This is a genomic window from Nocardia otitidiscaviarum, from assembly GCF_007362295.1.
Lineage (GTDB): Bacteria > Actinomycetota > Actinomycetes > Mycobacteriales > Mycobacteriaceae > Nocardia > Nocardia otitidiscaviarum.
Genome location: NZ_CP041695.1, coordinates 7046330 through 7067512, shown reverse-complemented (window position 1 = coordinate 7067512; position 21183 = coordinate 7046330). Strand labels below are relative to the sequence as shown.

19 protein-coding genes are annotated in these 21183 nt (G+C 66.7%); 7 read left to right on the top strand and 12 right to left on the bottom strand.

Annotated elements, in window-relative coordinates:
- Positions 1-66: 66 nt before the first annotated feature.
- The 8 genes from FOH10_RS31785 to FOH10_RS31750 are packed head-to-tail and all read right to left on the bottom strand — an operon-like array spanning position 67 to position 8659.
- On the bottom strand, positions 67-1239 hold the full coding sequence (locus FOH10_RS31785) for an MlaD family protein (RefSeq protein WP_143983412.1): 1173 nt from the start codon (positions 1237-1239) through the stop codon (positions 67-69).
- Complete coding sequence (locus FOH10_RS31780) at positions 1236-2357, bottom strand: MCE family protein (protein WP_143983411.1); 1122 nt, start codon at positions 2355-2357, stop codon at positions 1236-1238. Before FOH10_RS31780 ends, FOH10_RS31785 begins: the two co-directional genes overlap by 4 nt.
- Positions 2354-3448 (bottom strand): MlaD family protein, encoded by a 1095-nt coding sequence (locus tag FOH10_RS31775; RefSeq protein WP_143983410.1) that lies wholly within the window; start codon positions 3446-3448, stop codon positions 2354-2356. The genes FOH10_RS31780 and FOH10_RS31775 overlap by 4 nt, the downstream gene beginning before the upstream one ends.
- Entirely contained in the window at positions 3448-4443 is a 996-nt protein-coding gene (locus FOH10_RS31770) for an MCE family protein (protein WP_029932433.1), read from the bottom strand. The genes FOH10_RS31775 and FOH10_RS31770 overlap by 1 nt, the downstream gene beginning before the upstream one ends.
- Positions 4440-5468, bottom strand: a complete 1029-nt coding sequence (locus tag FOH10_RS31765) for an MCE family protein (protein ID WP_039808042.1) — start codon at positions 5466-5468, stop codon at positions 4440-4442. The genes FOH10_RS31770 and FOH10_RS31765 overlap by 4 nt, the downstream gene beginning before the upstream one ends.
- Positions 5465-6964: an MCE family protein gene (locus FOH10_RS31760; RefSeq protein ID WP_143983409.1), complete on the bottom strand. Its 1500-nt coding sequence runs from the start codon at positions 6962-6964 to the stop codon at positions 5465-5467. The genes FOH10_RS31765 and FOH10_RS31760 overlap by 4 nt, the downstream gene beginning before the upstream one ends.
- Positions 6965-6973: 9 nt before the next feature.
- Positions 6974-7837 (bottom strand): MlaE family ABC transporter permease, encoded by an 864-nt coding sequence (locus FOH10_RS31755; protein WP_029932436.1) that lies wholly within the window; start codon positions 7835-7837, stop codon positions 6974-6976.
- Positions 7838-7840: 3 nt separating this feature from the next.
- Positions 7841-8659 (bottom strand): MlaE family ABC transporter permease, encoded by an 819-nt coding sequence (locus FOH10_RS31750; protein WP_029932437.1) that lies wholly within the window; start codon positions 8657-8659, stop codon positions 7841-7843.
- Between the two features lie 513 nt (positions 8660-9172).
- Between FOH10_RS31750 and FOH10_RS31745 the strand changes: the two genes are divergently transcribed.
- Positions 9173-9847 (top strand): S1 family peptidase, encoded by a 675-nt coding sequence (locus FOH10_RS31745; protein WP_029932438.1) that lies wholly within the window; start codon positions 9173-9175, stop codon positions 9845-9847.
- A gap of 101 nt (positions 9848-9948) precedes the next feature.
- On the opposite strand, the gene lppU is transcribed toward FOH10_RS31745, so the two are convergent.
- A complete protein-coding gene (gene lppU / locus FOH10_RS31740) occupies positions 9949-10569 on the bottom strand; it encodes an LppU family putative lipoprotein (protein WP_186000940.1) in 621 nt (206 codons plus the stop codon).
- A 256-nt stretch (positions 10570-10825) separates the two neighbouring features.
- Here lppU and FOH10_RS31735 point away from each other — a divergent pair, with 256 nt between their 5' ends.
- The 6 genes from FOH10_RS31735 to FOH10_RS31710 all read left to right on the top strand — a co-directional run bounded on the left by FOH10_RS31735 (position 10826) and on the right by FOH10_RS31710 (position 17849).
- Positions 10826-12235 (top strand): cytochrome P450, encoded by a 1410-nt coding sequence (locus FOH10_RS31735; RefSeq protein ID WP_143983407.1) that lies wholly within the window; start codon positions 10826-10828, stop codon positions 12233-12235.
- Positions 12236-12513: 278 nt separating this feature from the next.
- Entirely contained in the window at positions 12514-13419 is a 906-nt protein-coding gene (locus FOH10_RS31730) for a L,D-transpeptidase (RefSeq protein WP_039808055.1), read from the top strand.
- A gap of 212 nt (positions 13420-13631) precedes the next feature.
- Complete coding sequence (locus FOH10_RS31725) at positions 13632-14534, top strand: carbohydrate ABC transporter permease (protein ID WP_186000939.1); 903 nt, start codon at positions 13632-13634, stop codon at positions 14532-14534.
- The gene (locus tag FOH10_RS31720) at positions 14531-15394 is read left to right on the top strand and encodes a carbohydrate ABC transporter permease (RefSeq protein WP_143983405.1); all 864 of its coding nucleotides are present in this window, start codon (positions 14531-14533) and stop codon (positions 15392-15394) included. The genes FOH10_RS31725 and FOH10_RS31720 overlap by 4 nt, the downstream gene beginning before the upstream one ends.
- A 19-nt stretch (positions 15395-15413) precedes the next feature.
- The gene (locus tag FOH10_RS31715) at positions 15414-16736 is read left to right on the top strand and encodes an ABC transporter substrate-binding protein (RefSeq protein ID WP_425326116.1); all 1323 of its coding nucleotides are present in this window, start codon (positions 15414-15416) and stop codon (positions 16734-16736) included.
- 30 nt (positions 16737-16766) lie between these two features.
- Positions 16767-17849 carry an ABC transporter ATP-binding protein gene (locus FOH10_RS31710; protein ID WP_143983404.1) on the top strand — a complete coding sequence of 361 codons (1083 nt, stop codon included), beginning with the start codon at positions 16767-16769 and terminating at the stop codon, positions 17847-17849.
- An 8-nt stretch (positions 17850-17857) separates the two neighbouring features.
- On the opposite strand, the gene FOH10_RS31705 is transcribed toward FOH10_RS31710, so the two are convergent.
- From FOH10_RS31705 to FOH10_RS31695, 3 genes are read right to left on the bottom strand one after another with little or no spacing between them, the layout of a single operon-like run.
- Positions 17858-19837 (bottom strand): M13 family metallopeptidase, encoded by a 1980-nt coding sequence (locus FOH10_RS31705; RefSeq protein WP_143983403.1) that lies wholly within the window; start codon positions 19835-19837, stop codon positions 17858-17860.
- Between the two features lie 43 nt (positions 19838-19880).
- Positions 19881-20261 carry a DUF397 domain-containing protein gene (locus FOH10_RS31700; RefSeq protein ID WP_029932447.1) on the bottom strand — a complete coding sequence of 127 codons (381 nt, stop codon included), beginning with the start codon at positions 20259-20261 and terminating at the stop codon, positions 19881-19883.
- A gap of 28 nt (positions 20262-20289) precedes the next feature.
- Positions 20290-21144, bottom strand: coding sequence for a helix-turn-helix domain-containing protein (locus tag FOH10_RS31695; protein ID WP_143983402.1), 855 nt, complete (start codon positions 21142-21144; stop codon positions 20290-20292).
- Positions 21145-21183 lie beyond the last annotated feature (39 nt).

Here is a 21183-nt window from a genome sequence, read left to right as displayed (position 1 = left end):
TCTAGGTTCTGCTCGGCGAGTAAGCCCGGCCCGGTGACCCACACCACCGTACCGGGATACCCGCGCTCACTTCACAGGCGGCAGGGTGCGCTCGTTCAGGTCGATATCCGTGGGCGGATTGGCGCCGTTGTTCGGCACATCCGGCCGCGGTGCGTTGGCGGAACCGCGAATCTGCTGATCCGCCGGGGGGTTCAGGCAGGTGCCCGTCCACCGGGGGAAGGTGTTGTCGGTGGCGACCTCGGGCCGCACCGTCTTGGCCGGGTACTGGCAGTACGGGCGCGGCCAGATATCCACGATGGTATAGAACTCGCCGTCGTGCGCGGGTACGCCCATGGCCGAGGTGCCCACCACGAGCGAGGGGAACAGTGCCCGCAACGCGGGAACCCGCAACTGCGCGGCCTTGGTGATGGCCGCGAAGTTCTGGGCCAGGCTGGTCATCGGATCGGCGGTCTTGTCGAGCACCGCACCGAGGGTTTCCATCTGGCCCGGCGCCTGCTCCAGGATCCGCTGGAGTTCGGCGTTGGCATCGTTGAACTGCTGGAACAGCACACTCGAATTCGCGGTCAGCGTACCCAGATCCGGCTGGGCGAGCGACGTGGTCTGGGTGATGGTGCGCAGATTCGCGATGAGATTCGTGGTCTGCGGCAGCAGTCCATCCAGACCGGCGGCGGCCAGGCTGATGCCGTTGATCATGGCGCGCAGCTGGTCCTGGCCACCGGACAGGGCGATGTCCAGCTCGTTGAGGATGACGCTGAACTTGTCCGGATCGACCTGGGCGATCAGCTCGCTGGAGTTGTCCAGCACCGCCCACACGGGCGTGGGGGTCCGCACGGCCTCCGGATCGAAGGCCACCACCGAGCCGTCGTGCAGGTACGGGCCCTGATCGGTATTCGGCCGGAAGTCGATGTACTGCTCACCGGCGCCCGAGAGCGCCTGCACGGCGATCCGGGTGTCGGAGGAGATCTTGTACTTGGTGTCGATCTCCGCGATGGCGGCGATGCCCGCGCCATTGTCGACCAGCGAGATCTCGGCGACCTTGCCGACGCGGTAGCCGCGCAGGGTCACGTCGTTGCCCGGTTGCAGACCGCCGGAGCGGTCCAGGTTGACCGTCACCCGGTAGGTATCGCGCAGCGGGTTCACCCGCATGACGCTCACCGCCAGGTAGGACGCGCCCACCAGCAGAATGAGCACCAGCGCGGCGTTCGACACCAGATTCTTGTGCGCCTTCACCCAGCTCATCGGTGGCCCCCCGAGATCCGGCCCTGGACGATCTGCAACACCTGGATGAGGCTGCCCGCGAAATCGCTGAAGTCCTTCAGATCCGGGAACTTGCTGTTGGCCGGATCGGTGAGCAGGCCGATGTCGAGCATGGTCAGGGTGGCGGCCACCGCGAGGGTGTTGCCCTTGAAGGACGCGTCGGCCATGGGCCGGATCTCGCGCAGGGCGTCGAGCGCCGGGCCGAGATTCGGTTCCGTCTGCGCCAGTGCGTCCATGAGCTGCTGCACGTTGTCGAGCAGGCTGGCCAGTTCGGCGGAGGTGGTGTTGGCGTAGTCGCCCAGGGCCGCACTGGTTGTCGAGACCTTGGTGAGCAGTTCGCCGAGGGCCTGGTTGTTCTCGGCGATGGCGCCGATCATGTTCGGCAGGCTGTCGGCCACCTGGCCCAGTTCGTTGTGATTGGCCTCGAGGGTGGTGGCCAGCGCGCTGAATCCCGCGAGGGTCTGGTCCACCCGGGCGCTGTTGTCGTTGAGGCTGGCGGTGATGCCGGTCATCTGGGTGATGAGGTGGGCCAGCTGCGGACCCCGCCCGCCCACAATGGATTCCAGCTCGTTGGTGATCTTGGTCAGGCTGGCGATGCCGCCGCCGTTGAACAGCAGCGAGACCGACAGCAGCAGTTCCTCGACCGTCGCGCCCGCGGAGGTCTGCTCGCGGCTGAGGGTGTCGCCGTCCTCCAGGACCTGCTGCCCCGGTTCGTCCTTGGGCTTGGACACCGCCACGAAGACATCGCCGAGCGGAGTGGCCTGGCGGAGTTCGGCGGTGCTGTTGGCCGGAAGTTCGATATCGGTGCGGATGGCCAGATCCACATGCGCCTCGAAGTTCTTGGTCTCGATCTTGGTGACCACGCCGACGTCGGAGCCGCCGATCTTGACCTTGGCCTGATCCGGCAGATTCAGCGCATTGTCGAAGACCGCGTGGATCGTGTAGGTGTCGCGCCCAGCGCCGGGTTTCGGCAGCGGCAGGTTCTCGACCGTGACGCCGCAGCCGGAGACCGCCAGGGTGGAGACGGTCGCGGCCAGTGCGACCACGCCGCGGCGGATCCGCTTGGCGCGCCGGGTGTCCCGGCTGAATCGGTTGCTCATCGTGTCAGTCCCAACATTGCCGCGGTGAGCCCGAGATCGGGTCCGAAATCTTCTATCTTGCCGGTGCGGCAGCCGTCCGCCCGCATCTGGATGCGCTCGCAGAACAGGCTGACGATCTCACCGGAGAGCGCGGTGCCGAGCACGGCGTGCAGGCGGATGAACCGGCCCTGACGGTTGACCGAGCGGTCCAGGTTCTGCATGAGCAGCGGTGCCACGTCCACGATCTCGACCACGCCGGCCGCATTGTCGCGCAGCTGCTGGGTGACATTGGTGAGACCGGTGAGCGTGCCGTTGAGTTCGTTCTGGTACTCCGCGAACGCACCGCTGGTATTGGCCAGGAAGGCGTTGAGCTGATCCAGCGTGGCCTGCAGGCCGGGCGCCTGCTCGGCCAGCAGCGTGGACATCTGGGTCATCTTGTCGCTGAAATCCCGGACCGCCTGGTCGTTCTCAGCCAGCATGGTGGTCAGCTCATTGAGCTTGATGATGATGCTGGAGACCGCGTCCTTGTTGTCCACACCCACCTTCAGCGCACCGGAGAGGGCGTTGAGGGTGTCGCGCATCTTCTCGCCCTGGCCGTTGAGCATCGGGTAGAGCACCCGACCGGACAGCGGGCCGATGCCCTCCTGTCCCTCCTGCGGTTTGAGCGCCTCGGCGAAGGCGTCGATGGTCTTGATCATCTGGTCCAGCTCGACCGGCGTCCGGGTCTGCTGGGTGGTCAGGTGCGCGTCCTCGGGCAGGGTCTCACCGCCGGTGTACACCGGGGTCAGCTCGATGTGCCGGTCGGTGACGATGGAGGGCGAGATGAGCGCCGCCGTCACGTCCTTCGGGATCTTGATGCCCTTGTCCACGGTCATGTGGACCTCGACGTACTCACCCTTGGGCACGATCTTGTCGACCTTGCCGACCTCGAGGCCGAGCACGGTGATCGGGTTGCCCTCGAACATGCCCGCGATATTCAGGAAGTCGGCGGTGAAATGCTGGGTCTGCCCGACGGCGTCCTTCACCCCGATGGGCACGACGGAGCAGCTGCCGACGGCCAGGGTCGCCGCGCCGATCATGACGGCCTTGGCGATTCGCGTGAACTTGGTCATTACTGGCACCCCTCTGCCACATGCGCGAAGCACAGCCAGTTGTCCGGGAACAGCCACGGCAGACCGACCTCGCCGTAATTGCCGTTGCCGAACACATTGTTGAACTGCCGAACCGACGGCGGCATGATCGACAGCAGCCGGTCCAGGTTGTCCTTGTTCTTCTGCAGACCCTCGGCCATGGTGTTGAGCTGCTGGAGTGTCGGGCCGAACTGGTTGTCGTTCTGCGCGCCGATCTCCTGCAGCTGGCGGCTGAGGGTGGCGATGTTGTCCAGCAACGAGCGCAGCAGGCCCTGTCGCTCCATCACCCGATTGGCGATGGCCTCACCCTGGGTGATCACCAGCAGCACGCTGTTGCGGTTGTCGGCCAGAATCCTGGTGACCTTGTCCAGATCCTTGAGCAGCTGGTCGACGTCGTTCTTGCGGTCGTTCATGGTCTTGGCCAGCGCGCCGACCGCGTCCAGGGCCTGCACCGTGAGCTGCGGGGTGTCGCCGAGCTGCTGGTTGATCAGGTTCAGCGATTCGGCCAGCTTCTGGGTGTCGAGGGCCGCGAACTTGGGCGTGCCCTCCTGCACCACGTCGGCCAGGTTGTAGGGGACATCGGTGTTGTTCACGGGAATCCGGTCGCCCGGCAGTCCGGAGCCGTCGCCCGGATCGAGGTCGATGTAGCGCGCGCCCAGCAGGGTGGCCATCTTGATGGCCGCCCGCGCGTCGGGCCCGAGCTTCACGTCATCGCTGATCTGGAGGGTGATCAGCACGTGGTCACCCTCGAGTTCCATACCGGCCACCCGGCCGACCGGAACGCCGGAGACGTCCACCTTGTCGCCGACCTTCACACCGGCGGTCTGGGCGAACTCGGCCTCGATGGACTGCTCGCCCACGCCGATCAGGCGATAGGCATTGGAGGCCAGCAGCAGCGCCACGATGACCAGCGCGCCGATCAGGCCGAGCCAGAAGTTGCGATTGCTGTTGAAGCGGTTCTTGATTGTCTCGATCATGGCCGGCACACCGCCGAGTGGGAGTTGCCGCCGATCTGGTTGAACAGACCGCGCGGGAAGAGCACGCCGTACAGGGACACGTCCAGGGAGCACACGTACGCGTTGGCGTAGGTGCCGTTCTGGGTGAACTTGCCGACGTTGGACAGGATGGCGGGCAGGTCGATCGCGGCCTGGTCCAACTTCGCGCCATTGGCGAGCAGCAGGGTCAGGGCGTCGCGCGTGGAGCTCTGCGCCAGCGCCAGTTTCGGCTGGATCACGCCGAGCATGTTCACCAGCGAGCCGGTGGCGTCGGCGATCTGCACCGTGGACGCCTGCAGCGACTGACCCTGCGCGTACAGCCCGCCGATCAGCGCCCGGGTCTGGGCGACCAGGGTCTCCAGTTCGCCGCCGCGCCGGGCCAGGCCGGACATCACGCCGGACAGATTCGTGATCACGTCCGACAGGATGGCGTCGCGGCGCTGGAAGTCGGTGGCCAGGGCCGCGGCCTGGGTGATGAAGGCGCTCAACGAGACTCCGTCACCCTGCAACGCCAGGATGAAGGTCTCCGACAGGTTGTTCACCTGTTCCGGGGACAGCACCTGGAACAGTGGCTGGAAACCGTTGAGCAGACCCGAGATGTCGAAGGACGGCTCGGTGCGCTCGATCGGGATGGACCCGTTGTTCTTCAGCTGCGAGGTGTCGCCGCCCTCGCCCGGGGCCAGCGCGATGTAGCGCTGGCCGATCAGGTTCTGGTAGCGCACCAGTGCCTTGGTGTTGTTGAACAGCGACTGGTCGCGCTGCACGATGAAGCTCACCCGGGCGTTGTTGTCGGAGTCCAGCTCGATCGACTCGACCTTGCCGACCCGCACGCCCGCCATGCGCACGTCGTCCCCTTCGCGCAGCCCGAGGACATCGGAGAAGGTGGCGTTGTAGGTGTTGGTGGAGCCTTCCACGGTGCGCGCGAGGGTGTTCCAGATGACCGTGGTCACCAGGATCGCGACGACCGCGAAGAGACTGAACCCGATCAGCGGTTTGCGAATGCTCATCGGCCGCCTCCGGTTTCGGTCACTTGCAAGGTTCCACCCCTCAGGATCGAGCTCAACAGCAGGTACTCGGCGATGGTCGGCTTGCGACCCAGCAGGGCCACGATGGCGTCGTCACCGGCGTAGGAGATCGGCCCGGCCGCGGCCGGCGTCGTCTGCGGCTGCGCTGCGGGATCCGGCGCGGGCGCGGGCGCGGGGGCCGGTGCGGCGCCGAACAGGTTCGGGAACAGCCCTTCCAGCGGCGTGCCACTCAGCGGGTTGCCCGGCTGCGCGCCCGGCGCACCGGGCACACCCGGCTCGGTGGTCTCGGCGGTGGTCAGCCCCGGAATGCCCGGGAAACCCTCCGGCAGCTGCACCGGCGGCAGTCCGGCCGCCGACTCCAGGGCCCTGGGCCGCAACGACTCCGGCAGCTCGCCCGGACTCGACTCCACCGGCGCGGTGGCGCAGCTGGGCGCGGCCAGCTCGCCGTAGCGCGGGCAGTCGGCCTGGGTGTAGGGCTTGTACGGCGTGAAGGTGAGGCCCATGTTCCACACCATCTGCCGCTGCGGACCCCAGTGGAAGGTGCTGGCCAGCGCGCGCACCGAGTTGTTCAGATTCTCGATGGCCTGCGGAATGGCGCCGGGATCGTCGGACATCGCGCCGAACAGCGCACTGGTGCCGACGGTGACCTCCTTGCCCACATCGGGGTTGCGGGCGAACAGGTCGTTGACCTTGTCGACGGTGCCACCCGTGCCCGTGATGAGCGCGGCCAGTTCGCTGCGCCGGTCGGAGATGGTCTGCGCGGTCTGCACCGAGTCCGCCAGGACGTTCATGAGTTCGGGCGCCGACTGGTTCAGTGCCCGGAACGACTGCGAGAAGTCGTCCAGCATGACGCCGAGGTCCGGAATGGACTCGTCCACCGCCAGCAGCCAGCGGTCCACCCGTTCGACGGTGGAGCCGGGTACACGCCCGCTGCCGTCCAGGGCGTAGGACAGGGTGCCCAGCACTCGGCCGAACTGGATCGGATCGATCTTGCTGAGGATGTCGCGCACCGTGGTGAGGGTGTCCTGCAGCGCGATGGTGCCCTTGGAGCGGTCCTCCGGGATCTCCGAACCCTCCTTCAGGTGCGCATTGGCGGGATCGGGTCCGTTGTAGACCAATTCGACCGAGGTCACGGCGAACAGGTTGGAGGGCACCACCCGGGCGGTCACATTGGCCGGGATGCCGGAGACGTACTCCGGCTTCATCTCGATGTGCACCTTCTGCAGCTCGCCCTTGGCGGCCACCGACACCTCGTCGACCACGCCGACCAGCACACCGCGGAACTTCACGTCGGCGTTCTGCGGCAGGCCGTCACCGGTGGTGGTGAGATTGGCCGTGACATTGACCTTCTCGACGAAATAGCCCTGATAGCGCGCCATCAGGAAGCCCAGGATCAAGGCGAAGACGGCCAGCCCGCAGATACCCGCGATGAGCAGCTGGCGCATGGTCGGTCCACGCCCACTCGGATCGATGATCATGCTCGCCCCCTATCCCGAGATCCGAATGCCGGGGTCGACGCCCCAGATGGCCAATGTCATGAACAGGTCGGCGAATACCACCGCGATGATGCAGAGCTTGATCGCGCGACCGGCCGCCACGCCCACGCCCTCGGGACCGCCGGAGGCGAAGAAGCCGTAGTAGCACTGGATGAAGGTGGTGATGGCGACGAACAGGATCGCCTTCAGCATCGAATACAGTACGTCCTGCGGTACCAGGAACTGGTAGAAGTAGTGCTGGAACGTGCCCGCGGCGGTGCCACCGATCAGCTGCACGGTGATCGAGCAGGAGATGTAGGCCACCGGCAGCGCCAGGCAGTACAGCGGCACGATGGCGATCATGGCCGCGATCATGCGCGTGCTGACCAGATACGGCAGCGGCCGAATGGCGACCGATTCCAGTGCGTCGATCTCCTCGGAGATGCGCATGGCGCCCAGTTGCGCGGTGAAGCGGCAGCCCGCCTGGGCCGCGAAGGCCAGCGCCGCCAGCAGCGGCCCCAGCTCGCGGGTGGTGGCGAAGGCCGAGATCGCGCCCGTGATCGGGCTCAGGCCCAGCAGGTTCAGGGAGGTGTGCCCCTGGATGCCGACGGTCATACCGCCGAAGGCCGACAGGATGATCACCACGCCGATGGTGCCGCCGCCCACGACGAGATTGCCGTTGCCCCAGGTGACGTCGGACAGCAGCCGCCAAACCTCCTTGGGGTACTGCTTGAAGGCCAACGGGATGGAGGCGAGCGAGCGCAGGAAGAAGAAGACCTGGTGGCCCACCCGCGCGATGAAGTCGACCGGGGCCCGCCCGGTGCTCCTGATCTTCTGGAACGGCCGCAGCAGCGGCGGAACATACGTTGCTGACACGACTCAGACCATCTGTGGGGGGAAGAGGGTGTTGTAGACCTGGGTGAGGATCAGGTTCACGCCGAAGAGCATCACCGCGGACATGACGACCGCGGTGTTCACCGAGTTCGCGACACCGCCCGGGCCGCCCCGGGTGTTCAGGCCGGTGTCGCAGGCGATGATAGCCGCGAGCAGGCCGAAGATGAGCGACTTGATCAGCGCGACAAGCAGATCCAGGGTCACCGCGAAGGACGAGAAGGTGCCGACGTAGGAACCCGGCGTACCGCCCTGGGCGAAGATGTTGAACACGTAGCCGGTGAGGAAGCCGACGAAGACCACGAAACCGCACAGCAGCACCGACACCAGCATGGCCGCGCCCAGGCGCGGGGCGACCAGGCGGCGCATGGGGTCGACCCCCATCACCTTCATGGCGTCGATCTCCTCGCGGATGGTGCGCGAACCGAGATCGGCGGTGATGGCCGAGCCGACCGCGCCCGCGATCATGAGCGAGGTGACCAGTGGCGCGCCCTGTTGAATGATGCCGAGGCCGTTGGCCGCGCCGATGAACGAGGTCGCACCGACCTGTCCGGCCACCGAACCGACCTGGATCGACACGATGACGCCGATGGGAATGGCGACCAGCAGGGTGGGTGCCGCGGCGACATTGGCCATGAAGGCGCACTGCCGGACGAACTCACCGAACGGAAAACGTTTGCGGAAGATGGCGATGAAGAGTTCGGCGACGGCCGAGACCCCCATGGCCATCATGCGGCCGCCGGTCTCCAGGGACCGCTTCGGATGGTCTTCCCAGTACCTCTTGGTCCAGTCAACCGCTGTGTTCAGACGTGATTCCGTTGATGACCCCGCCCCGCCCGGACTCTTGGTCAACTGCACCACTGGCTACCCCTCTCGACGCCGGTGACCTGCCTCCGGCGACTGTTGCTTGACGCACCTTACTACGGAGTTAGGAAAAACACATCACGCTCTTGTGCCGTCCGTCATAGAGCCGGATCACTTTCCGTGAACTGATGTGAACAGCGACAACATGGTTGGGAAATATCACAAAGAACCAGGCAGCAGTCTGGAACCGGTTCTAGTTTCTGAATAATTGTTCACCGATCTCAACACAATCACGAACCCCGCCCTGCAATTAATCGGAAAGAATTTATCTGAAATCCACCCGGTGTGCGTAATGATTCCGCGCGTTGATGTCGAGTCGGCAACATCCGACCGGTCCGCAGCGATGAGTCAGGACACGGCTACGCAACATGTGGCAGTACAAGCGGCGATCGGGGACGAATACTGACAGGATGTGCTGACACCGTTGACAGATCGGCATCCGACGTCTGGAGGGACATGATCAGGAAACTCGCCAAGGTGGCCCAGGCCACCTTCGCCGTCGCCATGAGCGCGGCGCTGCTCGGGTCGGGAGCCGGGACCGCACTAGCAGACCCCGCGCCCCCCGTGTTGGGCGGCGGCTCCGGAATCGTCATCGACAACGAGTACGAATGCACCCTCACGACGATCGGGCACGACGCCGCCGGCCGACTGGTCGGACTGACCGCCGGACACTGCGGTGACCCGGGCGCGCAGGTGTACGCCGAGGCGGCCCGCGGCTACGGCGTGATCGGGAAGTTCGTGTACTCCAATCACGCGCTCGACTACGCCGTCATCGAATTCCAGCCCGGTCGGGTCATCCCGGTCAACCGGATCGGAAACGTGACCATCACCGGTCTCGGCGCACCGCCGCAGTTCCCGATGATCGTCTGCAAGGAGGGCCGGACCACCGGCAACACCTGCGGTGTCGCCTGGGGCGACGTCTTCGCCACCAACTACGAGACCTGGACCCAGATGTGCGTGGTCGAGGGCGATTCCGGTGCGCCCGTCGTGGTGGGCAGCACCCTCGTGGGCATGGTGAACGCCTACCTGGCCATCGCCTGCTTCGGCCCCGAGGTGGGCACCAACATGGACGCCATCATGGCGGATATCAATGCCCGCGGCGGCGCGGGCGCGGGCTACCACCCGATCTGAGCGGCGGGCGGCAGTACCGACGAAAGCCGAGCGGGGCGGTGATCCATCCGGATCACCGCCCCGCTGCTGTGCGGACCCATCCGGCCCGACGCAAGCCTGTCTCAGAGCGGCGTCACGCAGACGACGAAGCGCCGCTCGTCGTAGACGTAGCCCTGGTCGCCCTGGGTGCAGTCGTCGACGCTGGTGGTGTTGCGCTCGATGGCCAGCACCTGCACGCCCTCGATGGCGGTGGTGGTGGAGCAGTCGATGCGCTCGGGATCCTCACCGCCGAGTTCCAGGCAGCCGCCGATGACCCAGTCGATGTCCAGGCACAGCGCGCCGGTCTCGATGCCGTTCAGCGTCTCGTAGTACGCCTGGTCGACGTCGGTGGGGCACTGGTCGTTGGTGCGGGCCTTGCCGACCACCTTGTAGTTGGAGCTCTGCGAACCGCAGGACGCCCGCTCGATGGTGGCGTTGTCGGTGGTGCCGCCCAACTGCACGCAATCACCGATATTGGCCTGGAAGTCGGTGGACCCGCCCTTGTTCACACCGGTGGTGGGCGCGGCACTGGTGGTGGTCGGAGAACCGGCCGAGGTGGTGGGCGCGGTGCTGGCGGGTCCGGCGTTGTCGGCCGCCAGCGGAGTGCCGGTCACGGTGGACCCACAGCCCGCGAGGACCAGGGCGGCCGCTGCTGCGAACGCGGAAACGGCGACCCGGAGAGAGAACGACTGTCGCGACACGATGAGTCCTGTATTTCCTTAGTAACGTCAAGGTTCTGCTTCCTGGAATGCATACACCACTTGCCGGGGAACCGTCACCCCGAGAATCTCGGGGCAGGTGAGCATCCCGCGACCGGTGGCGGACCCGCGGTTCTCGATCGAGAACCGCGGACCACTCGGTAATCGGGCGCGGCCGGGCGGATGTGAACACCGCGGCGGAGAACGTGCCCGGCGTGGTCCGGATTCGAACCCGCGCGGGGCCCACAACGTAGTGGAGGACATGAGCGCTGGAGCCGGGATCCGAGGGACCCCGTCGGTCGCACCGTTGCGGGGGCCGCGGCCGGTGCTGTGGCACGCGCTGCGGGCCGGTGTGGATTTCGAGGGGTACTTCCGGTGGCGGCGCGGGCGCGACGGAGATCCGTTCGCGGTGGGGTTTCCCGGCTTCGGGACGGCACTGTTCACCGGGACGGCGGCGGGGGCGCGGGAGCTGTTCCGGGCCCCCGCGGACTCGGTCGAACCGCCGCTGCCGAATCCGATCGAGCCGATGGTGGGGACGGGCTCCCTGATACTGACGGCGGGAGCGCGCCACCGGCGGGATCGCACCATGCTCGCGCCCGCCTTCCACGGCAGCCGAATTCGCGCCTGGGGCACCGTCATCCAGGATGCGACGGTGGCGGAGCTGACCGGCGAGCGCACCGGCGCGCCATGGCGGGCGGGCGCCCGGGTGGATGCGCGGGCGGCCGCGCGCGCCATCACCCTGCGGGTGGTGCTGGCCGCCGCCCTGGGCGTGCACGATGCTCGCGCGCGCGATGAATATACGAGCGCGACAACGGAATTCCTCAACGCCTACGGCGGGCCGCTGATGCTGCTGCCCGCGCTGCGGCGCGGCGCGTTCGGGCTGTCGCCGTGGGATCGGTTCATGGCCGCGCGCGAGCGGCTCGACGCCCTGATCGACACCGAGCTCGCCGCTCGCCCCGTCGATGCACCGGGTGCGGACGTGCTCGGCACGATTCTCGCCGCCCGGTGCGCGGACGGCGGCCGCCTCGGTGCGGCCGAGGTGCGTGATCAGGTGCGCACCCTGCTGGTGGCCGGACACGAGACCACGGCGACCGTCCTGGTGTGGGCGCTGTACCGACTGCACCGGCATCCGCCCGTCCTGGCGCGGCTGCGGGCCGAACTGGCGGCACATGCGGGAGCCGAACCCGCCGAGCTGGCGCGGCTGCCGTACCTGGACGCGGTGTGCCAGGAGACGCTGCGACTGCATCCCCCGGTGCCGATCGTGCTGCGCCGATTGCGGACGGGGTACACGCTGCGCGGCCGGGAATTGGCGGCGGGCGACACCATGGGCCTCGCGGTGCCGCTGCTGCACTCCGATCCTCAGGTGTGGGAGCGACCGGAGCGGTTCCGGCCCGAGCGGTTCCTGGAACGGCGGTACGGCCCGTTCGAGTTCGCGCCGTTCGGGGGCGGGCATCGACGCTGCATCGGTGCCGCGCTGGCGGATTACGAACTGCGCATCGTGCTCGCGACACTGCTGAGCCGGGTGCGGCTGCGGCTGTCGCCGCGGTTCGACACGGGCCGCGTCCCCATCTCGGTGCCGCACAATATCGCCACCGGCCCGCGGGCGGCCATCACCTTCGATGTGCTCGAATCCGACGGCGCTAGCGGTGATTTCGATCACATGGAGGTTTGAGATCACATCGGTGGGGTTCATGCCCGCCACCCGGGACGTGACGGCGAATCGCCGGGGCGAACAGCGTGTCGCCTCACGGTGAGTCACCCACCTCCGTGAGTGTGTCGCGATTCACACCAGTTGGTCGGTATGCATAACCGCCAGAACGTGATTGGAATGCCGGTGATCGCACGGTAGGAATGAATGCGGGGTTGGGGCCTGCCGCGAGATACCTGCTCGCGCTCTGCGCGCGTGGCGCACATCCGCGCGCGAACCGAAAGACCGGAGAGGACACCGCCTTGCGCACGACCACGTACCGGAGAACGGGACTGCTTTCCCTCGCCGCCACCGCGGCCGCCGGACTGGTGCTCGCCGCCCCCGCACAGGCCGCCCCGCTGTGGCCGGGCGGACCCGACATCCCGGGCGTTCCCTCGGCCGTCATGCCGCAGCCGGAACCCGGTGACACCCCGAACTCACCCAATGCCAAGGCTCCGGTGCCGCCGGCCAACTTCGCCGCGCCGAACATCAGCCCCGGCGACGGTGAGGTGGTGGGCGTCGCCCAGCCGATCATCATCAACTTCAAGGAACCGGTCACCGATCACGAGACCGCCGAGAAGGCCATCCGCATCACCTCCACCAACAAGGTGAGCGGCCACTTCTACTGGTTCGGCGACAAGCAGGTGCGGTGGCGGCCCGAGTCGTTCTGGCCCGCCGGTTCCCAGATCACCGTGGAGGCGGGCGGCACGCACGTCGCCTACGAGATCGGTGACGAGTTCATCGCCACCGCCGACGACAGCACCCACGAGATCACCGTGACCCGCAATGGCGAGGTGGTGCGGGTGATGCCGACCTCGATGGGCAAGCCGGGTCACGAGACCCCGAACGGGACCTACATCACCAGCGAGCGCAATCGCAAGATGATCATGGATTCCTCCACCTACGGGGTGCCGGTCACCGATCCGGAGGGCTACAAACTCGAGGTCGAGTACGCGGTGCGCATGTCCAACAGCGGCATCTTCGTGCACTCCGCCCCGTGGTCGGTGGCGCAGCAGGGCGTATCGAACGCCTCGCACGGATGCCTGAACGTCAGCCCCGCCGATGCCCAGTGGTTCTTCGAGAACGTGAAGAAGGGCGACCCGGTGGTCGTGGTGAACACCAACGGCGGCACCCTCAACCCGGGTGACGGCTACGGCGACTGGAACTAGTTCCGGAGCGACTGCGGCGCTGAGATTTTCGTGCCCCCTGCCCTGTCGGGCAGGGGGCACTTTCATGGCGGGGCCGCGGTCTTCCCGCCCTGACCGGCAGGTACCCGTGTTGTTCGCGGTCCGTACATTTCAGATTCCGGGCATCGAGTGGTAACCGCGCGTTTGCCCGCACCCGTCAGGCTGCGCCGGTGCGATCGAGGCCCGAGCGAGTACTGCCGCAACCGAAGGTCCGCGGCTGGCGGGGTCGGCCGTGGTCGGACTACGCGCTATTCGTCGTGCTGGTCGCGCCGAATCTGATCCTGCTGTCGGTCTTCGTGTATCGGCCGCTGCTGGACAATATCCGGCTGTCCTTCTTCGACTGGAACATCTCCGACACCACCGCTACCTTCATCGGTTTCGACAACTACCGGGAGTGGTGGGGCCGCGCCGATTCGTGGGAGGTGGTCACCAATACGGTGATCTTCACCCTCGCCGCGGTGGTCGGCAGCATGGCCCTCGGCCTCGCGCTGGCGCTGCTGCTGGACCGGAAGCTGTTCGGCCGCAATGTGGTCCGTTCCGCGGTGTTCGCGCCGTTCGTCATCTCCGGCGCGGCCATCGGCGTCGCCTTCCAGTTCGTCTTCGATCCGGGATTCGGCCTGGTGCAGGACCTACTGCACAAGGTCGGGCTGCCGGTGCCCGACTTCTACCAGGACCCGGACTGGGCCCTGTTCATGGTGACCGTCACCTACCTGTGGAAGAACCTGGGCTACACCTTCGTCATCTATCTGGCGGCGCTGCAAGGGGTTCGGCAGGATCTCATGGAGGCCGCAGAGATCGACGGCGCGAGCCGCCGGACCACCTTCACCCGCGTGCTCATGCCGCAGCTGCGGCCCACCACCTTCTTCCTGTCCATCACCGTGCTGCTCAACTCGCTGCAGGTGTTCGACATCATCTACACGATGACCCGCGGCGGGCCGCTGGGCACCGGCACCACCACCATGGTGGTCCAGGTCTATCGCGAATCCTTCGTCAACTTCCGTGCCGGATACGGCGCGACCGTGGCCACCATCATGTTCGTGGTGCTGCTGATCGTGACGCTGGTCCAGGTGCGCATCATGGATCGGGACGAGCGATGAAGCGGCTCGGCAGCACAGGGCGGGCCATCGACAGGGCCCGGTGGGCAACGATTTTCGGCTATTGCGCCATGGCGTGCGTGCTGATCGTCATCGGGGTGCCGCTGCTGTGGATTCTGATCACCTCGTTCAAGGACCGCGGCGACATCTACGTGCAACCCGCCGTGTACTGGCCGAACACCTGGCATCCGGAGAACTACTCCTACTCCACCACCACGCTGCCCTTCTGGACCTTCCTGAAGAACTCGATCATCGTGACCGCCGTGGTGTCGGCGGTGAAGTTCGCGCTCGGCGTCTTCAGCGCGTACGGGCTGGTGTTCCTGCGCTTCCCGGGCAAGAACGTGGTCTTCCTGGTGATCATCGCGGCGCTCATGGTGCCCAACCAGATCACCGTCATCTCCAACTACGCGCTGGTCTCCCAGCTGGGTTGGCGAAACACGTTGACCGGCATCATGGTTCCGCTGTTCGGCGTCGCCTTCGGCACCTTCCTCATGCGCAACCACTTCCTGTCGCTGCCCGGCGAGATCATCGAGGCGGCGCGCATGGACGGGGCGGGCTGGTGGCGGCTGCTGACCCGGGTGGTGCTGCCCATGTCCGGGCCGACCATGGTGGCCTTCGCGGTGATCACGCTGGTCAACGAGTGGAACGAATATCTGTGGCCGTTCCTCATGGCCGACGGTCCCGAGGTGGCCACGCTGCCGGTGGGCCTCACCCTGCTGCAGAACACCGAGAACCCCAGCGTCACCAACTGGGGTCCGGTCATGGCCGGAACGGTCATGACCATGCTGCCGATCCTCGTCATCTTCCTCGCCCTGCAACGTCACATGATCAAGGGCCTCACCTCCGGTGCGGTCAAAGGCTGAGTTCCACAAGGAGATTCCCGTGTCCGATCCACGTTTGCCGTCCCTGTCGCGGCGCGGCTTCCTCGGCCTGGCCGGTGCCACCGCGGCCGGTCTCGCCCTGACCGCGTGTGCGGGCACCGGAGGCGGCGGCTCCCAGGGCGGTGACCCCAACCAGCTCACCTTCTGGTCCAACCACCCGGGCACCTCCAAGGACCTGGAGGCCGACCTGATCGGCCGCTTCCAGCAGCAGTTCCCGGAGATCACCGTGAACCTGGTCGACGCGGGCAAGAACTACGAGGAGGTGTCGCAGAAGTTCAATGCGGCGCTGTCCGGCGGTGAACTGCCCGATATCGTGGTGCTTTCCGATGTCTGGTGGTTCAACTACGCCCTGAACGGCACCATCGAACCGCTGGACCACCTCTTCGCCGACGCCGGGGTGGACTCCTCGGACTACGTCACCTCGCTGCTCGAGGACTACAGGTTCGACGGCAAGTACTGGGCGCTGCCGTACGCCCGCTCGACCCCGCTGTTCTATTACAACAAGGACGTCTGGGCGCGGGCCGGACTGCCGGACCGGGGCCCGGAGACCTGGCAGGAGTTCGACGAATGGGGTCCGAAGCTCCAGGAGGTCGTCGGCGAGGGCAAGCTCGCGCACGGCTGGGGCAATGCCACCGACTATCTGGCGTGGACCTTCCAGGGGCCGAACTGGACCTTCGGCGGTGCGTACTCCGACGAATGGCAGCTCACCTTCAACGAACCGGATTCGCTGACCGCCGGAAACTTCCTGCGCGACATGATCTATGCCAAGAAGTACGCGGGGGTACGCAAGCAGATCGCTCCCGACTTCAGCGCGGGTCTGATCGCCTCCACGCTGGCCTCCACCGGCAGCCTGAGCAGCATCGTCAAGGACTCGAAGTTCGAGCTGGGCACGGCGTTCCTGCCGCATCCGAACGGCCCCGGCTGCACCACCGGTGGTGCGGGGCTGGCGATTCCGTCGCGCATCTCCGATGAGCGGAAGGTGAACGCGCTCAAGTTCATCAACTTCCTCACCGGTACCGAGGGCACGGTCGCCTTCTCTCAGGGCACCGGTTACATGCCGGTGCGCAAGTCCGCCCTCGCGGATCCGAGCGAGCAGCGGTACCTGGCGCAGAACCCGCACGCCAAGACCGCGATCGACCAGCTGCCGCTGACCAGGTCGCAGGATTACGCACGGGTGTTCGTGCCCGGCGCGGACCAGATCATCGGCGCGGGTTTCGAGAAGATCTGCCTGCAGAACGCCGACGTCACCACCACCTACGCCGACGTCACCAACCAGCTGCAAGCCATCCTCGACCGGCAGATCCTGCCGAAACTGCCCAAGTAACACTCTCTTTCGGAAGAAGGTCCGGCCACTATGGCGACTGTGCGGTTCGACGGTGTCACCCACCGGTACCCGGGAGCACCCCATCCGGCGGTCGAGGAATTGGAACTCGATATCGCCGACGGGGAATTCCTGGTGCTGGTGGGGCCGTCCGGCTGTGGGAAATCCACCAGTCTGCGCATGCTGGCCGGACTCGAATCCGTGGAGAGCGGGCGGATTCTCATCGGCGACCGGGATGTGACGGCGCTGCCGCCGCGCGCCCGCGATGTCGCCATGGTGTTCCAGAGCTACGCGCTCTACCCGAATATGACCGTGGCCGAGAACATGGGCTTCGCGCTGCGCAATGCGGGAATGAGCAAGGCAGACACCAGGGCTCGGGTGGCGGAGGCCGCGGCCATGCTGGAGCTGGAACCGCTGCTGGACCGCAAGCCCGCGCGGCTGTCCGGAGGTCAGCGCCAGCGCGTCGCCATGGGGCGCGCCATCGTGCGGCGGCCCCAGGTGTTCTGCATGGACGAGCCGCTGTCCAATCTGGACGCCAAGCTGCGGGTGAGCACCCGCTCCCAGATCGCCGCGCTGCAACAGCGTTTGGGCACCACCACCGTGTACGTCACCCACGACCAGGTCGAGGCCATGACCATGGGACACCGGGTGGCGGTGCTGCGCGACGGCGTCCTGCAGCAGGTGGCCGCGCCACGCGAACTGTACGACGACCCGGTCAACACCTTCGTGGCCGGATTCATCGGCTCACCGGGGATGAACCTGCTCACCGCGCCGATTCGCGACGGCCACGCGGTGCTGAACGGACTCTCGATCCCGGTGCCGCGCAACGCGATCACCGGTGAGCGGATCGTGGTGGGTATCCGGCCCGAGTCCTGGGAGGTCACCACCGATCCGGCCAACGCGCTGGCCGTGGAGGTGGAACTGCTCGAGGAACTCGGCGCCGAATCCTTCCTCTACTCGCACGGCGTCACCGACGCATGGTCCAGCCGCTCGGGCAAGGTCGTGGCGCGGGTGGACCGCCACTTCCAGGTGGCCCTGGGTGACCGCCTCCGGCTGACGCCGAAGCCGGACGAGGTGTTCTTCTTCGACGCCGAGACCGAGGCGCGGCTGCGCTAGGACCGGACTTACCAGATCTTCACGCGCTGTGCGGGTTCCAGGTAGAGGGCATCGCCCGGCTCGACGCCGAAGGCTTCGTGGAAGCTGTCGAGATTGCGGATGACGCCATTGCAGCGGAACTCCGGCGGCGAGTGCGGATCCACCGCGAGGCGGCGGATCGCCTCCTCGGGGCGCGCCTTGGTGCGCCACACCTGCGCCCAGCCGAAGAACACCCGCTGCAACCCGGTGAGCCCGTCGATGACCGGCGGCTCCGTGCCCTCGAGCGAGATCTTGTACGCCTCCAGGGCGATCGAGAGGCCGCCCAGGTCACCGATGTTCTCGCCGATGGTGAACTCGCCGTTGACCTTGTGATCGTCGGAGAGGTCCTTGGGGGAGAGGGCGTTGTACTGGTCGATCAGCGCCCTGGTGCGCTTGCCGAATTCGGTGCGATCCGATTCGGTCCACCAGTCGACCATATTGCCGTCGCCGTCGTATTTGGAACCCTGATCGTCGAAGCCGTGCCCGATCTCGTGGCCGATGACCGCGCCGATGCCGCCGTAGTTGGCGGCGTCGTCGGCGTTCATGTCGAAGAACGGCGGCTGGAGAATGGCGGCAGGGAAGACGATCTCGTTCATGCCCGGGTTGTAGTAGGCGTTCACGGTCTGCGGGGTCATGAACCATTCGCCGCGGTCCACCGGGCCGCCGAGCTTGTTCAGGTCGCGGTCGTGTTCGGCGGCGTAGCCGCGGCGGAAGTTGCCCACCAGGTCGGTCGGGTCGATGGCGACGGCCGAGTAGTCACGCCAGGTGTCCGGATAGCCGATCTTGGGGGTGAATTTCTCCAGCTTGGCCAGCGCGGCCTTGCGGGTCTCCGGACTCATCCAGTCCAGCTGGGCGATATTGCGGCGGTATGCCTCCTGGAGGTTGCCGACCAGCTCCACCATGCGGGCCTTGGCCTCGGGCGGGAAGTGCTCGGCCACATAGAGTTTGCCGACCGCCTCGCCCAGCAGCTCCTGCACCAGCGAGACGCCGCGCTTCCAGCGCTCGCGGTTCTCCTGCGCGCCGGTGAGGGTGCGGCCGTAGAAATCGAAGTTCTCCTCGACCAGATCGGCGGTCAGGTAGGCGGCACGGCCCTTCAGCACCCGCCAGGTCGCCCACGCCTGCCAGTCGGCCAGCGGCTCGGACGCCCACAGCCGGGCGAAGGTGCGCACGAAATCCGGCTGGCGCACCACGATTTCGGCGAACAGCTCCGGACCCGAGCGGTCCAGGCCCTCGGCCAGCGCGGACGTCCATGCCGCCCAGTCGAATTCCGGATGCTCGGCGGCGAGGGCGTCGAAGGTGGTGAGGTTGTAGGACAGTTCGGCATCGCGGCGGCGCACCACATCCCAGTGCCCGGCGGCCAACTTCCGCTCCAGTTCGAACACCCGCTCGGCGTCGACCTCCAGGCCCGCCAGCTCGAACATGCGGCGGATATGGGCGACATACTTGTCGCGGATCTCCGCGTAGTCGTCCTGGCGGTAGTAGGACTCGTCGGGTAGCCCGATCCCGGACTGGGTGGCGTGCACCAGGTAGCGGGTCGAATCCTTGTCGTCGGTGTCGACGTAGTACGCCAGCGCGCCGCCCACACCGGTGCGCTGCAGTCGGCCGAGCAGGGCCGCGAACTCACCGCGGTCGGTGACCGCGCGCACGGCCTCGAGCTCCTCGGCGATCGGGGTCAGTCCCGCGGCGGCCACGGCCGTCTCGTCCATGAACGACGAGTACAGGTCGCCGATCTTGCGCTCCTCGGTGCCCGGTTCGGCATTCGAGGCCGCGGCGTTCTGGATGATCCGCTGCACATCCAGCTCGGCCTGGTCGTAGAGGGTGCGGAAGGCGCCGTCCACCGCCCGGTCGGCCGGTATCTCGTAACTGTCCAGCCATTGGCCGTTGACATGCGCGAACAGGTCGTCCTGCACCCGCACGCTCGCGTCGACATGGGAAAGATCGATACCGGAGGGAGCCTGCTGCGTAGTCACGATCTCCAGTATGCCCAGGGCGGGCCGAGTCGGCCGTTCGCGCTCAGGCGACGAGGGCGATCCGGTCGAATTCGCCGTCTCGGGCTCCGGCGGTGAATGCCGCCCATTCGCCAGGGGTGTAGACGAGGGTGATCTCGCCGTCGGTGAGGGTGGTCGAGCCGTCCGCGGCGGTGTGGTGGGTGAGGGTCGAGGGGGCGGACGGTCGGCCGGTCACGGCGGCGAGGAAGCGCATCCATTCGGTCGCGGTGACGGTGATGATGGGCTCGTCGTCGAGGCGGTGCGCCGGATCGCGGCGGTACTTGCTGTCCCGAATGAGCACCGCAGCACCGTCGAAACGGACCTCGACGCATTGATTGCCGTTGTTGGTTCGAGACGATGTGAACCATCCGGTGGATTCCGGATGAAGCCTCGCTGTGGTGGACATGGGCTGCATTTTACGGTACGAAATGCTCTCATTCCCCTTTCGCATAAATTCTGATCATCTCCAAAGATTCTGCGCGATCGAGAGATTGGTCGAGCGCACGCACATAGGCGAACGACAGATCCCGCACCTGGTCGGGATCGTCCACCGCACCGCCGAACACCGCGCTCTCCACCCAGCCGAAAGTGGGCAGGGCCGCGGCGGTGAAATCGAGCAGATGGAAACTCGAGCCGCCCAGCACCGCACCCGCCGTGGCGGTGAACGGAATGACCCGCACGGTCACCGCGTCATTGTCGTCCAGCAGCCGGGCCAGATGTTCGAGCTGGCCGCGCAGCACCTTCGGACCGCCGATCTGCTGACGCAGCGTCGCCTCGCCGACCACCGCGGTGACCTCCGGCCGGTCGTCGTCGAACAACCGCTGCTGGCGGCGCATCCGCACGGCAACCAGCTGTTCCACCTGCACCGGACGAATCATGACGTCGGCGCTGATCAGTGCCCGGGCGTACTCCTCGGTTTGCAGCAGGCCCGGAATCACCAGGCTGTCGTAGCTGCGGATGGCCTCCGCGCCGTACTCCATGCCGTAGTAGCGCTGCAGTTCGGTGCCGATCAGGGCCGAGGACTTGGCCCACCAGCCGCGCTCCTTGCTGGCGGCCAGCAGGGCCAGCAGTTCCTCGCGTTCCTCACCCTCCACCTCGAGCAGTTCCAGTACCGGACCGATGGTGTTGACGGTGAGGACGCGGCGGCCCTTCTCCACGTGGGACCAGTTGGCCGGGGTGAAGCCGACCCGCTTGGCGAAGGTGGCGGAATCGAACCCGTGCTGCTCGCGTAGTTCGCGCAGACGCAGGACCAGTTCCCAGCGGGCGACGGTCGGAGACACGGGTGCCATGACTGCCGATGCTACGCCTGGCAACTCCCCAGCGTGTGA

Excerpts from the sequence above, each read along its gene's own strand:
- FOH10_RS31770 (WP_029932433.1), bottom strand. The coding sequence starts at position 4,443 with ATGATCGAGACAATCAAGAACCGCTTCAACAGCAATCGCAACTTCTGG.
- FOH10_RS31710 (WP_143983404.1), top strand. The coding sequence starts at position 16,767 with ATGGCGACTGTGCGGTTCGACGGTGTCACCCACCGGTACCCGGGAGCA.
- FOH10_RS31780 (WP_143983411.1), bottom strand. The coding sequence starts at position 2,357 with ATGAGCAACCGATTCAGCCGGGACACCCGGCGCGCCAAGCGGATCCGC.
- FOH10_RS31760 (WP_143983409.1), bottom strand. The coding sequence starts at position 6,964 with ATGATCATCGATCCGAGTGGGCGTGGACCGACCATGCGCCAGCTGCTC.
- FOH10_RS31785 (WP_143983412.1), bottom strand. The coding sequence starts at position 1,239 with ATGAGCTGGGTGAAGGCGCACAAGAATCTGGTGTCGAACGCCGCGCTG.
- FOH10_RS31720 (WP_143983405.1), top strand. The coding sequence starts at position 14,531 with ATGAAGCGGCTCGGCAGCACAGGGCGGGCCATCGACAGGGCCCGGTGG.
- FOH10_RS31700 (WP_029932447.1), bottom strand. The coding sequence starts at position 20,261 with ATGTCCACCACAGCGAGGCTTCATCCGGAATCCACCGGATGGTTCACA.
- FOH10_RS31765 (WP_039808042.1), bottom strand. The coding sequence starts at position 5,468 with ATGAGCATTCGCAAACCGCTGATCGGGTTCAGTCTCTTCGCGGTCGTC.
- FOH10_RS31745 (WP_029932438.1), top strand. The coding sequence starts at position 9,173 with ATGATCAGGAAACTCGCCAAGGTGGCCCAGGCCACCTTCGCCGTCGCC.
- FOH10_RS31695 (WP_143983402.1), bottom strand. The coding sequence starts at position 21,144 with ATGGCACCCGTGTCTCCGACCGTCGCCCGCTGGGAACTGGTCCTGCGT.
- FOH10_RS31735 (WP_143983407.1), top strand. The coding sequence starts at position 10,826 with ATGAGCGCTGGAGCCGGGATCCGAGGGACCCCGTCGGTCGCACCGTTG.
- FOH10_RS31775 (WP_143983410.1), bottom strand. The coding sequence starts at position 3,448 with ATGACCAAGTTCACGCGAATCGCCAAGGCCGTCATGATCGGCGCGGCG.